General features: G+C 55.9%; 8 protein-coding genes. 4 read left to right on the top strand and 4 right to left on the bottom strand.

Going from position 1 to position 15,213, the window contains the following annotated elements; genetic code table 11:
- Window positions 1-552: NAD(P)/FAD-dependent oxidoreductase (locus BLR44_RS23905; RefSeq protein ID WP_143017442.1), on the top strand; the 552-nt coding region annotated here is incomplete at its 5' end.
- Window positions 553-636: 84 nt separating this feature from the next.
- Window positions 637-957 carry a 2Fe-2S iron-sulfur cluster-binding protein gene (locus tag BLR44_RS23900; protein ID WP_089686932.1) on the top strand — a complete coding sequence of 107 codons (321 nt, stop codon included), beginning with the start codon at window positions 637-639 and terminating at the stop codon, window positions 955-957.
- A gap of 67 nt (window positions 958-1,024) precedes the next feature.
- Here the strand turns inward: BLR44_RS23900 and BLR44_RS23895 are convergent, their stop codons facing one another.
- Window positions 1,025-1,756, bottom strand: a complete 732-nt coding sequence (locus BLR44_RS23895) for a TrmH family RNA methyltransferase (protein ID WP_089686931.1) — start codon at window positions 1,754-1,756, stop codon at window positions 1,025-1,027.
- 702 nt (window positions 1,757-2,458) lie between these two features.
- On the opposite strand from BLR44_RS23895, the gene BLR44_RS23890 reads away from it, so the two are divergent.
- Together BLR44_RS23890 and BLR44_RS23885 are read left to right on the top strand one after the other, a co-directional pair.
- A complete protein-coding gene (locus BLR44_RS23890) occupies window positions 2,459-2,863 on the top strand; it encodes a hypothetical protein (protein WP_143017441.1) in 405 nt (134 codons plus the stop codon).
- Between the two features lies 1 nt (window position 2,864).
- Window positions 2,865-5,210 carry an SBBP repeat-containing protein gene (locus BLR44_RS23885; RefSeq protein WP_089686927.1) on the top strand — a complete coding sequence of 782 codons (2,346 nt, stop codon included), beginning with the start codon at window positions 2,865-2,867 and terminating at the stop codon, window positions 5,208-5,210.
- Window positions 5,211-5,299: 89 nt separating this feature from the next.
- Here the strand turns inward: BLR44_RS23885 and BLR44_RS23880 are convergent, their stop codons facing one another.
- The 3 genes from BLR44_RS23880 to BLR44_RS23870 form a co-directional block, all read right to left on the bottom strand.
- Window positions 5,300-6,646 (bottom strand): GAF domain-containing protein, encoded by a 1,347-nt coding sequence (locus BLR44_RS23880; RefSeq protein ID WP_218127166.1) that lies wholly within the window; start codon window positions 6,644-6,646, stop codon window positions 5,300-5,302.
- Between the two features lie 250 nt (window positions 6,647-6,896).
- On the bottom strand, window positions 6,897-7,622 hold the full coding sequence (locus BLR44_RS23875; RefSeq protein WP_089686923.1) for a 4'-phosphopantetheinyl transferase family protein: 726 nt from the start codon (window positions 7,620-7,622) through the stop codon (window positions 6,897-6,899).
- 81 nt (window positions 7,623-7,703) lie between these two features.
- Window positions 7,704-14,987: a type I polyketide synthase gene (locus BLR44_RS23870; protein ID WP_176956186.1), complete on the bottom strand. Its 7,284-nt coding sequence runs from the start codon at window positions 14,985-14,987 to the stop codon at window positions 7,704-7,706.
- Window positions 14,988-15,213: the final 226 nt, after the last annotated feature.

The following is a 15,213-nucleotide window of genomic DNA, read 5'->3' as shown; positions in this document are numbered from 1 at the left end:
CAGCGGGTGGTGCTGGCCGGCGGCGGCGACTCGGCCCTGGACTGGGCCATCTACCTGGCCGAGGTGGCCAAAGAGCTCACGCTCATCCACCGGGGGGAGACCTTCCGTGGCGCGCCTGACTCGGCCGAGAAGGTGCTGGAACTAACCCAGCAGGGCAAGATCCAGCTCCTGCTCAAGTCGAACGTGACCGGCCTGGAGGGCAACGGCCACCTGCAGGGAGTGCGGGTGGTGGACAAAGCCAAGCTGGAGCTGTTGCTCCAGACCGACCACTTCATTCCCCTGTTCGGGCTCTCGCCCAAGCTGGGGCCGATGGCCGACTGGGGGCTGAACCTGGACCGCAACGCCATCGAGGTCAACACGGTGGACTACGCCACCAACGTGGAGGGCATCTACGCCATCGGCGACATCAACACCTATCCGGGCAAGCTGAAGCTGATTCTGTGCGGCTTTCACGAGGCGGCCCTGATGGCCCAGAGTGCCTTTGCCCGGGTGTTCCCCGACAAGAAGTACTCCCTGAAGTACACCACCGTCAACGGTGTCCAGGCCTTCTAAGCACTGCAACGCAAACCGGCGGCAGAAGCCTGGCTTGGCGACACCACGCTATTTGAAATTTGCTCATTTGTAATCTCTACTTCTTTGGATCTCGTAAAATTTACCGTCAACGAACCTGACGGCTCCCAGACCGAACTCGAAGCGCCCACCGATATGGGGCTCAGCCTGATGGAATTCCTGAAAGCCAGTGAATACCCTATCCAGGCCACCTGCGGCGGCATGGCCCTCTGTGCCACGTGCCACATCCGCCTGGAAAACGCCGACGTTCCCGAACCGGAAGATGCCGAACTCGACATGCTCGATACCCTCCCCTACGTTGAGGACGAGAGTCGTCTGTCGTGCCAGATTCGCATCGCCGACGGCCTGCACGGTGCCAGCATCACTTTGCTGGCCGCTGAAGAATAATAAATAAAAGGTGCGCCGCCATCTCCGCGCACCTTTCTTTCTCCTCTTTAGGCGTCCTGATCTAGGGTCATAACCAACTGTCGAGTTCCGCAGGGAAGGGCTGTCCTCGCTGCGCATAGAAATGCTCTACCAAGGCCCGGCCGCGCGGCAACGAACGCAACGCCCACCGCAAACGCAGCACCAGCGCTTCGTCGGGTGCCAGTTGCCACGTTGTGTCTTCCTGTTGCCGCAAACGCTGTGTTAGCGTGTAGAGTACCAAGGCCGCCGAAACGGCGATGTTATAGCTTTCGGTGAAGCCCACCATCGGAATGTGCAACACAGCATCGGCCTCCTGGAACACCACCGGCGAAAGTCCACGTTTTTCCCGCCCAAAGAATAGCGCCGACGGGCGTTTCAGATCGAACGTATCCGGCGTGGCCGCCCGTTGATGCGGTGTGGTCGCCACCACCTGATATCCCTCTGCCCGCAAACGCTCCAGGCAAGCCACGGTGTTGTCCGGATGATCGCGGTACAGGTGGAGGTCAACCCATTTTCGGGCTCCCATGGCAATGTTTTCTGCCACTTGGTAATCGGACGAATTCGCCACGAGGTGCAGGTCTTGGATGCCGCAACAGTCGCAAGTACGCACAATGGCACTGGCATTTTGCTCCCGAAAGGAGTCTTCTACTACGACGGTCAGATGGCGTGTACGCTGGCGTGCCACCTCCACAAGTTTCTGTCGCCGTTCATCGGTCAGGTACGTTTCTAAAAATTGCAAGAGTTCCTCCATCGGCACCGCAGAGGGTAGTAGACTGGACATGCCGGCAAGGTAGGCATTTGCACGGCACCGAGTTTTCTCCTAACGCAACAGGAACTGAGCACGCAGCCCTATCTATACAGGGTTAGTGTGTCGTACAATGCTTCATTCAGCCACAGTAACGCCATGGTAAACGTACATGGGATGTAAAGACAGCTTAGGGAACATCTCTATCAAACAACATGAACACACCTCTGGAAATCAGGAGGTGAGATTACATCAAAATACCTAAAAATAGGTATTTACTTGTACTTATAAATAGTAGTACCTTGAGCCTCGCTAGTTGGAATGAGCCACATAACCTCTTAATCATCAAGACGATAAGAAACAAGAAAAATCATTCCAATTCTTTATCTGTAGCAAGTAGACTTTAGAAGAAGTACGTCAGAATATAATTGGCACATTCGGTTTGCCTGTAATTGCGCCAATGCATTAATACCTGCTCTTCTACAGAGCTCACTACACACCGGGAGAATAATCAATTCACAGACCCATTACTTCGCCATCGCATAAGGCACATCGCTAGTAAAAATTATACGACACAGATGCCCTTATCCGATGTTTTGTAAAAGGCTTTTATAGTTGCTGAGCATCGTATGCCTTGGCCAAAACAATTTTTGAATGCTTGTCCTACTACCATACTGCCAGTATAAACACGTTTCTTCCTAACCTATTTTCTTATATCAATTAACTACGCTAGTCTTTATGAAAACACCTCTTTTACTCCTAATGCTGCTGAGCTTCACCACAGTTCAGGCGCAGCGCGCTGAAAAAGCACAAAAGCCCAAAAAAGAAAAGTGGCAGACGATCTACAAGAAACATGGGGTTACTTTTTCTTACCAGATTGTAGACTGCGATGGCCCTGAGTACGTGGCTTGTCGCATTAGCAATGCTCGTAAAAAGAAGACCGCCTTGTCTTACACGCTCTTTACGGTAGATGCACAGGGTGAGCGTTTGCCCTTGGAGAAATCGCGCCACCTCGTTCTCAAACCAAAGCAGACGGTACAGGGTAGCTGCAATAAGCCTCGCCCTGAACTTTTCCAACCGCAACTTCTCCCCGAAGTTCGGGACATCACCGTTGAACTAGATTTTCAGGCTTTAACCAAGTAAAATGATGCATAAAATTACCATTTTAACAGGGAGCTTACTCCTGAGTGCTACACTTCACGCACAAGTAAATCAAGAGTGGGTAGAGCGATACGACAACGCACAGGAAGGTAACGATTATGCGACAGCGCTGACGGTCGACGATGCAGGCAATGTATATGTTACAGGCTACAGCTTAGACAACGATACCGACTACGATTACGCCACTGTGAAATACAACGCAGAAGGCGTGGTACAATGGGTCAGTCGTTATGAACAGAGCGGGGACGATAGTCCGGTAGCGATAGCGGTCGATAATTCGGGTAATGTATACGTTACAGGCTACAGCTATGGGGGTAGTACTGATTATGATTATGCTACTGTAAAATACAACGCCAGCGGCACTCAGCTTTGGGTTAAACGCTACAATTATAGCTCTATCAATGGCTATGACAGCCCATCGGCCCTGGCGGTTGACGACGCAGGCAATGTGTATGTAACAGGTCAGAGCTACGGCGGTACTACCTATAATTATGACTACGCCACCGTGAAGTACAGTCCCAGTGGTACCCAATTATGGGTAAAACGCTACAATGGCCCCAATGTGAACCAAGACGTTGCTACGGCATTGGCCCTGGATGCTTCGGGCAACGTTTACGTAACAGGTAGAAGTTGGAACGGCTCCAATAACACCAAGTTCGATGTTGCCACGGTAAAATACGACACAGGTGGTAACCTGAAATGGACAAGTCGTTACAATGGTCCCAGCAATAACAATGACCAAGGTGTTGGGGTTGCTGTCGATAATGCAGGTTATGTGTATGTGACAGGCCCCAGCTACGGCAGCAGTAGCACGGGGTTAGATTATGCAACTGTTAAGTATAATGCTACTACGGGTACTCAAGTATGGGTAAATCGGTTCAATGGCGATGACAGTAACAATGACATTTCCACAGCGATAGCCGTAGATTACGCTGGCGATGTGTATGTGACGGGCTACAGCCTAGACAATAGTACTGATTATGATTACGCCACTGTGAAATACAATGGCAGTAGCGGAAGTCAACAGTGGGCTAATACCTACAATGGTCCTGGTAACGGTGCCGATTATGCAATGGACATCGACGTTGATAATTCAGGCAATGCCTATGTAACGGGATTTAGTCTGGGAAGTACTAGTAGTTTTGACTACGCAACAGTAAAGTACGATAACTCTACTGGTAATCAGTTGTGGGAAAAACGATACGACGGACCAGCAAATTCGTATGACAGAGCCGCGGCACTAGTTACCGACGACGCAAACAACGTTTACGTAACTGGCTTCAGCAACGGAGGTTCAGGGTACGGTTACGACTACGCAACCGTCAAATACAGTCAACCCAATTGCGACATTCCGCCTTCGTTTACAGCCTCGCCAACAGGCCCCCAATCCGTAAATACGGAAATCACGTTGGAAGCCTATTTCGAGAGTTACAGACCCGAAGGAGTATCTTTTGACTGGGGCGATGGCACCACCGAACCGGCTGAAGTCTTAGAGGGTCATACGGCTACGGCTTCTCACACTTACCTCACTGCTGGTGTCTATACTGTCAATGTCACTACTGAAGGGGGCTGTGAAGGATATACATACCCCTATAAGTATGTCGTTATCTACGATCCGTTGGCAGGTTCCGTGAGCGGTGCAGGTTCGTTCACCTCTCCTTCTAATGCAAACCCCGACTCGCCAGCTTCCACAGGAACCGCTTATTTTGGTTTTTTAGTCGCTTATGATGAGCCCGACGATACTGTACCTTCCGGGTATACCTACTTAGGATTAACAGTTGCATCAGTGGGCGAATTTCTGAGTGAAGATTTTGAATGGTTAGCCATTAACGATGATAATGCCATCTTTCAAGGCACAGGCAAGATCAACGGTAGCGGGAATTACGGATTCCTCATCTCTTCGATAGACAGTGATCTGCACAGCAGTAGTGCTCCTGACATGCTTCGTGTCAAAATTTGGGATCAAGATGCAGGAGGCGTTGTTGTTTATGACACTCAATCCGGGGCAGATGATAACGCAGACCCAACTACTCCTGTCAAGATGGGGGATATTCAGATTGATGCGTACAGCAGTCCATTGGTCAGATCAGCTTCTGGAGCACAAGCTACAACAAACTTCTCCTTGTCAATCTACCCGAATCCTGTTCGTGATGTACTCACAGTCGAAGCAGACGGCTCTCATTCAATACGTATTTTCAATACGTTAGGCCGCGAAGTCATGCGACAGGAGGTGGTAGGACAAACCGAAATCTCGGTCCAGCATCTGCCTACCGGACTTTATTTTCTGCACTCAGAAGGCTTGCCGATCCAACGGATTGTAAAATACTAGTGCTCTACTCTAGGCGTTGCGTAAGCTGGATAAACAAAAAGCCCGCTATATTCGAACATAGCGGGCTTTTTTCCTGATTCGCTGTTACGTTAAACTTTGGTGGCCATGAGCTGCTGTAGCTCCCGGATTTCCTGTTTGTAGTCTTCGATTTGCTTCTCGTATTGCCGCGTTTTCCGCTCGTATTCTTCCTGCGTGGCCGCCAGCTCTTCCATGTTCTGCTGCATTTCCTCTTCCTGCGCTCGCATCATCTCCGCCTGAAGTTGCGTCTCTTCCAAGAGGGCCCGGGTGTGTTCACTAACCCGATGGCTCTGGACGAACGAGCCAATCGACTCACCTAGTTTCGTTAAAAACTCGACTTCGTATTCCTCAAAAGCACGGAACGAAGCCAATTCCAGAATGCCTTCCACACTTTCGTTCACCTTGAGCGGAATGACGGCCAGCGACGAAGGCGTGGCCGCGCCGACCCCGGAGGTAATTTTTACATATTGGGGGGGAATTTCGGTCATTACGAGGGCCTCCCGCTCCAGGTAGATTTGTCCGATCAGGCCTTCGCCGGGTTTGCAGGAGTAGTCACGGTATTTTTTACGCGAGTAGGCGTAGCAGCCTTTCATGCTCAGCCGCAGGTCCTCATCGCTGCCTTCCACGATGTAAAGCGCGCCCTGATTAACGTCCATGTACTGAACGATCTGCATCAGTAGCCGATCGTAAATGTCTTTTTGGTTTTGGTGGGTGCGAATGGTTTCAGAGACGGCGGCAATTCCCTCGGAGGTCCAGTTGCGTTGGCGCTCCGACTCTTTGGCGGCCTCGAGTTGTTCCAGATTCAGGCGCAGCGATTCCGAAGCTTCTTCCATCGCGGTATTCTTTTCCTCCGCCAACGTCAGCATCTGTTCCACCTGTTTTTCGGCCTGTTTGTTGATGGAGGCCAGGCCAATCAGGCAACCAAAGCCTGTCAACACACCGAGTGCGTTGGCTACTACACTGACCCAACCCTGCCGAATGACGGTGGTATCGGCCTCTAGGGTTACCCACTGGCTGGTGATGGGAAACGTCATGATTCCCAGGAAGGTAATGCTACACAGGATGGCCAGTGCCACCTTTTCTTCCAGATCGAAGATCACAAAAGGAATCAGCGCAAAGCTGAACTCTACCAGAAAAACGCTGGTGATGGGCTCGTCGCCGGGTCCGCACAAAATCCGGTTGTAGCTGGAAGCCAGAAAAAACGGCAGGAGCGAGATGATGTAGCGCGATACGGCAATGCCGCCCCAGTAGTTCATCATAATCACGAGCGCGCAGGTAATGCCCCCGGCAGCCGGAATCCAGGCTAGGGACGGATAATAGAGCAGCGAAATTCCTACGAAGGGTATCGCAACGGTAGTAATTAATAAGAAAGCCAGAATGTTGGTAGGGCCTATTTTCCGGCGAAGTTTGGGAGGCAAATCAAGACTATCATTTCCGTGAATGATGGCACTCAGGAAAGAGGTACCAAAAGCGGCCATGTACTGTAGAATTAGGGTGAATACTAGAAGTGAGTTACTGGCACGAAAATAGAGATTCTCCACCCTATTGATTTACAGTACCTTAGTCATAATATAGCGATGTAAGAAAAAGATGTACAAACATAAACTACCTCTAATCACCATCGATTCATCTACAAAAAATCGGCTTTTACTGGACAATAAAGTTGAATTAACTATACAAACGGCGCCGCAGATCGATTTTTTCCCTCGCTTCAGTCATTGTATACTCTGATTCGGCAGGTAACACCACCGTGCAGAAACACGCGTTCCACGCAAAAGTCAATGCTTTGTATTGCAAAAAGTGCTTGAACTGGCAACACGTGAGGTCCTTTTGCCGGGTAACGGAGGCGATTTCGTAGAACTCCATAGAGACGGTCAGCCCGGTGCGCAGCACTTTCGAGAGTGCTTCTTTCACCGTCCAGAGCCGGGTGTAAAACGCATCCATCGACTCTTTGCCATCCCAGAGACCTTTTTCGTGGGGCGTGAGCTGCGAACCGATGTTTTCCCAATTGCCCGGTTGTACGCGCTCCAGATCCACACCCATGGGATGCTCTTCCGAAAAAACCAAACACGCGGCCTGGTCGGCGGTATGCGAAAGGCTCACGCCCACGCTAGTCGGCGTGCCGACGACCAGCGGCTGTTGAAATACCCCGGACGTCAGGTAGACGTCTGGCGATGCTTCTCCCAGGTACGTATGGAGCGTTTGGCGGGCCAGAAAACGCCCTAACAAAAAGGAAGTCTGACGGGCCGGAATACGCAGGGTCTGGTACTGGGCAAATTCCAGCGGATGCAAATACGCTTCCGGCTCGGTAGGCAAGTGCGCAGTACTGGCAAAACTCAACACGCCGCGGTAGGTGCGGGCGGTCCGCTGTAGGGTCAATGGAAAAATGGTCAACTCGGTCGGGCCTTGATCGATGAAAAAAGGATAGCGGACGGAGTGTCCCCGCCCGCTATCATCTGTCTATTCCAGGCGTCGCTAGGCGATATTCTGCGCACGCTCAGCATGAATCAACTCGCTGAGGCAGGCCAGAATACGCTCTTGGTTCCGGCTCAGGAACCAGTGATCGCCTTCTACTACTTCCAGTGTAAAATCGCCCGTGGTCTGGTCGCGCCAGTGCTGAATCTCCTCCATTTCCACGACTTCGTCCTGATCGGCCGCGAAGACCGTTACGGGGAAGGGGAACGGTGCCTCTTCGTGGTAATAGTAACTCATAATCAACGGCATGTCCTTTTTCATCACCGGCAGGATCTGCTTCAGGAAGTCGACGTCGTCGATGTAGTTGAGCAGCGAAAGGATTTTCTCCTCCGAGTTGGTAAAGACGGCCGTTTCCCGGATCGACTCTTTCTCGCGCCAGAGTGGCGTCAGGTGCGGCGGAATGGTACCGGTCAGCAACAGACGCATGGGCTGCGGACCGCCTTGCCGGCGCAAATGGCGCACCAGCTCGAAGCCGACCACCCCGCCGAAGCTGTGGCCCATCACCACGAACGGCTTGTCGAGGTATGGCTGAATGGCCTGCGCCAGGTCTGCGATCAGCCGTGGCATGTCCTCGTAAGGCGTTTCGTTCCGGCGATTCTCCCGTCCCGGCAACTGAATGGCCATCACGTCGGTGTGGGCCGGTGGGTGGTAGAGGAAATGGCTGAAGATGGACGCCCCTGCCCCTACCGGGTGTATGCAGAACACACGCGTCTGGATGTCTTGCGTGTTTGTCCGGTTGCGGATGAACCACGTGTCGACCACTTCCAGCTCCTCTTCCCCGGCGATGCCCGACACGTCGGTCGCCACCGCAACACTCGCTTCTTCCCCGGCCTCTTCGTGCGTCAGTTCCTGCAACAACTGGTTTGCCAATTCCAGCAGGCTCGGGCCTTTGGCGATCTTCATCAGCGGGAAATTAAGTTCCAGTTTTTGTTGAATCCAGTTCCGAAACTGATTGAGCATCAGCGAATCCAGGCCGATCTTGGAAATTGATATATCGGTCTGAATCTTATCGACCGACGTGCCCAGAATTTTCGCCAGCGACTCGGCCAGCTTGTTCTGCAGCATCTCGGTCTGTGCTTCGCCCGACGCGGCCAGCAACTGATCGACCAGCGTAACCTGCCCGTTCCCCCCACGGCTGCGCAGGCTTTCCTGACTCAGCAGATGGGCAAAGCGGGCGTCGTTTACCTGATGCGGGAAGAATTCGCGGAACCGTTTCCAGTCGAGCAGCGCGGCCATCCGATGCGAAGGCTGTTGTAGCACGATGTTCTCGATCTGGTTCAACACCCGCTGGAGCGGCATGGGCTGCCAGCCCTGGCTACCCAGTACCTTCAACACGTGCTCTCCTTCTTTCGACATGCCGGCATAGGTGTCGAGTACGCCCAGGTTGACCGACGCCGCGGCCAGCCCCTGCGCCTGACGGTAGGCACACAGCTTGTCGAGGAAGTTGTTCGCGGCCGAGTAGTTCGACTGCCCCGGCAATCCGAAGATGGCCGACACCGACGAGATCGTCAGGAAGAAGTCGAGCGTATCGTGGAGCGTCGCACGGTGCAACGTCCAGGCACCCATGGCTTTCGGATGGAATACCCGGTGGAACCGCCGTTCGTCCATGTTGGGCAGCGTGGCGTCGTCCAGCACGGCTGCACTGTGAATGATCCCCTTCAGCGGCGGCATCAGCGCACGTACTTCGGCAAGCATGGTGCGCACGGCCGCTTCGTCGGTGATGTCTACTTTCGGCAACCGCACGCAGACCCCGGCCGCTTCCAGGTCGGCGATGGTCTGCCGGTCATAGTCTGATTTACAGCCGCTCCGGCTCGCCAGCACGAGGTACTGCGCACCTTTGGAGGCCAGCCACTTCGCCATTTCCAGGCCCAGGCCGCTCGCCCCTCCGGTGATCAGATAGGTCGCGTCTTTCGGGAGCGAAAGGGTTTCGGCCGGCAGCACATCGACCTGCTGCGTTGCCATCGTCACCGCCACTTTCCCGATGTGCGTGCCTTTGCTGAGGAACCGCAACGCCTCCGACAACGCCGACACCGGATACGTCCGGAACGGCAGGGCTTCGATCTGTTCGCTCGCCAGCAAATCGGCCAGTTCGCGGTACATCCGCTGCGCCAGCCTGGGTTTCTGCGCCATCAGGCGGTCCAGATCCACCGCGTGGTACGACAGGTTCTCTCCGAAGCGCTTCAGCCCCAGTTTGGTATCGCCGTAGATGTCGACTTTGCCGATTTCCACAAAGCGGCCGAACGGCGCCAGGCACCGGATGCTCTGCGCGATGGCTTTGCCGGTCAGCGAGTTGAGGACCACGTCTACCCCTTCGCCGTTGGTTACCTCCAGGATCTGATCGGCGAAACGGAGATCGCGCGAATCGAATACGTGTGCAACGCCCAAGGCCCGCAGGTAATTTCGCTTCTCCTCGTTCCCCGCCGTGGCGATTACTTCGGCCCCGCGCCACCGGGCAATCTGGATAGCGGCCAGCCCGACGCCCCCCGAAGCGGAGTGAATCAGGACGCGCTCGCCTTCTTCCAGGTGCGCCAGGTGGTGCAGCGAGTAATAGGCCGTCAGGTACACGACCGTTAGCGTCGCGGCTTCTTCAAACGACAGATTTTCGGGCTTCTGCACGACGCACTGACGCTTGGCGACGGTGTAGCCCGCAAAGCTGTTCGAGGCCCACGCCATGACCGGATCGCCCACCCGGAGGTCGGATACGCCACAGCCAACGGCGGTCACCACCCCGCTGCACTCCAGCCCTAGGTTGGCTTCGGCAATGCCTCCCGCAACGGCTTCCGGCGACAGCAGGCCCATTGCGTTCATCACGTCCTTGAAGTTGAGCCCCGCCGCCCGCACTTCGATCTCCACTTCGTTGGGGGCCAGTTCGGGACGGGCCGCCTGCCGGAAGGCCAGACGATCGAACGTGCCGTAGTCGCGTACTTCGGCCCGGTACCGGGTCCCGATGGCTTCGGCGCGTTGCGTGGCGGCCTGTTCGGCGCTTTCCTGATGCACCGCTTCCAGACGGCGCGCGTACCGTTGCGTACCGCGAAGCGCCAGTTCGGTGTGGCGAACTTTCTGGAGCGATTTCGGCTCGACGATGGTATCGTACAGCGATTCCAGCTCGGCCTCGTTCCACTCGGCCGACAGGTCGATCAGGCGCAGCGGGATGAACGGATATTCGTTGGTCATCACGCGGGTGATGCCGTAAAGGGTTCCCTGGGCGAAGTTGACCTGCGTATCTTTTTCGGTGAGTTGTTCTACTCCCCGGGTCACGAACGTAAAGGCCGGTTCGATGTCCTGGCTGACCACCGCCTTCACCGCCTGGATGGCCGACAGCGCCATCTGTTCCTGACGCGCGGCCATGGCGTCTGTATCCAACTCATGCGCGGCCGCTTCGTCCAGTCCCCACAGGTACACGACCCGGGTAATGGGCTGGCCCTGCGCTTGCACCATCCGGATCACTTTTTCCAGATCTTCCTGTTGCAGCGGATCGACTTCAAAGTGCTGCCCGAACAACTGCTGGTACTGGTTGCTTTGCATCACCAACGCCACCGAACGGTGCGCGGCATTGAAACGGCGCAGCAGTTGCATCGCCACTTGCCCTTTGTCGGCCAGCAGCAGCGTGCATTCGGCCGGGTTGGTCGGCTCTGTGCCCAGCGCCTGTTTTGCCGTGGCCAGCAGTTCGGACTCTTCCAGCAGTTGCCACTGGTACGTGTACATGCCCTGGTAGAGTTCGTCGCGCTGCTCACCACGCGACCCTTCGATGTACTTACAGGTTAGCCCCTGAATTTCTGCGACCAGTTCGCCTTCTTCGTTGAAGAGGCAGTAGTCGCCGTGCATGTACGTAGCGTTGCCTTCGGTCAGGTTCACGTAACACCACAGGCGATGCCCCGGATGCTGATGCACTTTGAAACGCTCGATGTGCACCGGCAGGTAGATGCCGCCTTTGCCCGTGTCGCTCTGCTCCTGCGCGAAGTACAGAATGGTGTGCAGCGACGCATCCAGCAGAGCCGGATGGACGTGGTATTTCTCCACGCCGTACAGGTCCTTTTCCGACAGGCTGATGGTGCTCAGCAGTTCGTTCCCGTGCCGCCACATTTTCTGCACGCAACGGAACGACTCGCCGTACTGAAGGCCGCCTTCTTTCAACGTCACGTAGAAATCGGAGACCGACAGTGGGTCGGTCACACGCTCGCGCACCGCATCGAGCGAAACCGTCTGTTTCACGAACCGATCGCCGAAGCTGTTCACTTTGCCTCGCGAGTGGTGTGTCCAGGCGGCGTCTTCGCTGTAGCGCGGGCGGCTGCACAACACGTAGGTTCCTTCGTCGGACGTTACTTCCATGCGGACTTCGGGCGACTCGCCTTCGTCGGGCAGAAACACGGCCGATTCGAAATGGACATCTTCCAGGAAGAAGTCCGTGCCGGGGAACGACGCGTGCGCCATGGCGTTGGCGACTTCCAGGTGGCCGGTGCCGGGGAAGATGATGGCCCCGTCGACTTTATGATCTTCCAGATAAGGGAATACGCGCTGATCCAGCCGCACGTCCCACAGCAGCCGATAGGCATCGGTCGCCGACTGATGTTTGGCAACCAGAAACGGATGGAGGGTTGTCCCCTGCCGCTCGCGACGGTGCGCTTCAGTTTCGAACCAGTAGCGCTGTTTCTGCCAGGCGTAGGTCGGCAGTTTCACGTAGCGCGCACCGGGTGTCGCCAGCTTCTGCCACTGCAAAGCCAGACCGTCGGTGAACAGCCGTCCCAGCGAGCCCATCATCACCACGGCTTCGTCATCTTTGCGACGCAGCGACGTGACGGTCAGGCCTTCCTTCTGGTTGGCTTTCAGCAGATCCTGCACGCCCTGCGACAGCACCGGATGCGGGGCAATTTCTACGAACGTATCGAATCCCTCATCGATCATGGCCTGCACGGCATCGGTAAAGTACACGGGTTCGCGCACGTTCTGGAACCAGTAGTGGCTCGTCAGGTGCAGGCCGTCCTCGCGCCGCCCGGTTACCGTCGAATAGAGCGGCAACGTGGCGGCCGCCGGTTGCAGGTGCACCAGCGAGTCGATCAGTTCGTCTTTGAGCTGATTCATGTGATGGCTGTGGAACGGCACGTTCACCCGCAGAAAACGGTGGAACACGTCTTTCTTGTCCAGCGCCGCGGCAATGGCTTCCAGCGGTTCGGCATCGCCCGACAGGGTCACCATCTCGGGGCTGTTGATGGCCGCAATGGAAACAACGGCTTCGTACCCGACAATTGCCTTTCTCGCTTCCGCCAGCGTCAGGCCCACGGCAAGCATTTTACCGGCTCCGGTCGCTTTGTTCTGTCCCCGGCTGCGGTGGTAAATCACCTCCACGGCCTGCGCCAGCGTCAGCGCACCAGCCGCGTAGGCCGCCGCCACTTCGCCAATCGAGTGCCCGACACAACCGGCGGGCTCCACGCCCCATGACTTCCACAGTTCGGTCAGGGCAATCTGAATCGCCATGATAGCAGGCTGTGCAATGCGGGTGTCGCTAACGCGTGAAGTGGCCTCGTCGCGGTTCATCTCTTCCAGCAGCGACCAGTCGGCCACCTTCGCGAAATGTTGCTCGATCTCCAGAATGGTCTCCCGGAAAACGGGCGACGCCTGTAGCAATTGCTGCCCCATGGCGTACCACTGGGGTCCTTGCCCCGAGAAGACAAAGCCCACTTTGGGCGCCGTTTCGCGGGTCACTTCCGCGTAGTGCATGCCGGGCCGGGTCTCGTCGCGCAGGAAAGCTTCAATCGACGCTTTCAGTTCGGCTTTGGTGCGGATCGCGATGCTCAGCCGATGCGGATGCGCCGAACGCCGCGTACCGGCCGAGAAACAGATATCGCTCAGCGCAGCGGGCGTCTCTTCCAGAAAGGGCACGTACTTTTCGGCGGTGGCGCGGAGTGCCTCCCGGCTGCGGGCCGTCAGGGTAAACAGGTGGACGTCGTGACCTTCGTCGGTGGCTGGTAGCTCCTGCGCGGTCGGTGCGTCGTAGGTCTGCATCACCACGTGGGCGTTGGTGCCCCCGGCGCCGAACGAGTTTACCCCGCCGAACAACGTGCCTTCTTTCGGCAGGTCTTCCAGTTGAGTAGGTACACGCAGTTTGTAGTCGTCGAACGGAATGTTCGGGTTGGGCTTCAGAAAGTGGAGGTTGGCGGGCACCTGGCGGTTTTTCAGCACCATGGTCAGCTTGATCATCCCGGCGATTCCGGCGGCGGCTTCCAGGTGGCCCATGTTGCTTTTCACCGACCCGATGGTCAGCTTCTCGTCGGCCGTGCGCTTTTCGCTCAGCACCTGCCCGAAGGCATTGGTCTCTTTCGGGTCACCGACGGGCGTGCCGGTGCCGTGCGCTTCGACGTACGCGACCTCTTTCGGATCGACCTGCGCATCCTGATAAGCCGTGCGCAACATGTCGGCCTGCGCTTCCAGACTCGGTACGGTGAACCCTTCGGGCGTATGGCCATCCTGGTTGACCGCCGAGCCGCGAATCAGCGCGTAGATCTGGTCGCCGTCGGCCTGCGCCTGCGAAAGCGGTTTGAGAAGGACCACCCCCGCGCCTTCGCTGCGCACGTATCCGTTGGCCCGGCTGTCGAACGACTTACAATACCCATCGGGCGAAAGGAAATTGCCTTTCGACATCATGATCGTCGACTCCGGACGCAGCATCAGGTTGACGCCCCCCGCCAGGGCCTGGGTGCTCTCGCCCGACCAGATGCTCCGGCAGGCCTGGTGTACCCCGACCAGCGACGACGAACACGCCGTATCTAGTGTTACGCTCGGGCCTTTCAGGTTGTAGACGTACGAAAGTCGGTTTGCAATGGAGGTGAGCGACACGCCCATCGGCACGTGGGGTGTAATGTTATCGCGCTGCAGATGGGCGATCTGAATGTCCCAGTAGTCATTCATGAATACGCCCATGAACACCGCCGTTTTGGAGCCGGAAAAATCTTCGAGCCGGATGCCGGCGTCTTCCAGGGCTTCGTAGGTTACTTCCAGCAGCAGCCGTTGCTGCGGGTCGATGCGCTCCGCTTCTTTCGGAAAAAGTCCGAAGAAATCGGCGTCGAAGTGGTCTACGTTTTTCACAAAACCGCCCTTCCGCGACTTGGTTTTGCCCGCTACGTTCGGATTGGGGTCGTAGAACGCTTCAAGGTTCCAGCGCTCTTCGGGCACGTCGGTAATGGCGTCGAAGCTACGTTGTAACGCGGCCCAGTATTGGCTGGCACCATGAACATCTCCGGGAAACCGGCAGCCGATTCCCACCACGGCAATGGGTTCTTTGTGAATCATACAGAGGAGTTGAAGTAGTAGAATTATGGAATTGAACAGAAAGCAATGGACATAGCCTTCCCTGCCGTGCATCGCTTCCCTCCCCGAAAACGAGGCATACCTTTCCTGCTCCGATTTCGGCCCCAGCGACAGAAATCGGCGTTTGTGCAAGAACACGTCAGTTTAGTAAGAAGAAGCCTCTCGCAGACTACTTACCACGGCGGATTTCCCGAAGCACACGGGCCAC

Source organism: Catalinimonas alkaloidigena, from assembly GCF_900100765.1.
GTDB classification, from domain to species: domain Bacteria; phylum Bacteroidota; class Bacteroidia; order Cytophagales; family Flexibacteraceae; genus Mooreia; species Mooreia alkaloidigena.
This window is presented reverse-complemented; position numbering and strand designations above follow the sequence as displayed.

What these genes read in the sequence shown, in the direction of transcription:
- BLR44_RS23895 (WP_089686931.1), bottom strand. Translation starts at nt 1,756, where the DNA reads ATGTCCAGTCTACTACCCTCTGCGGTGCCGATGGAGGAACTCTTGCAA.
- BLR44_RS23890 (WP_143017441.1), top strand. Translation starts at nt 2,459, where the DNA reads ATGAAAACACCTCTTTTACTCCTAATGCTGCTGAGCTTCACCACAGTT.
- BLR44_RS23885 (WP_089686927.1), top strand. Translation starts at nt 2,865, where the DNA reads ATGATGCATAAAATTACCATTTTAACAGGGAGCTTACTCCTGAGTGCT.
- BLR44_RS23870 (WP_176956186.1), bottom strand. Translation starts at nt 14,987, where the DNA reads ATGATTCACAAAGAACCCATTGCCGTGGTGGGAATCGGCTGCCGGTTT.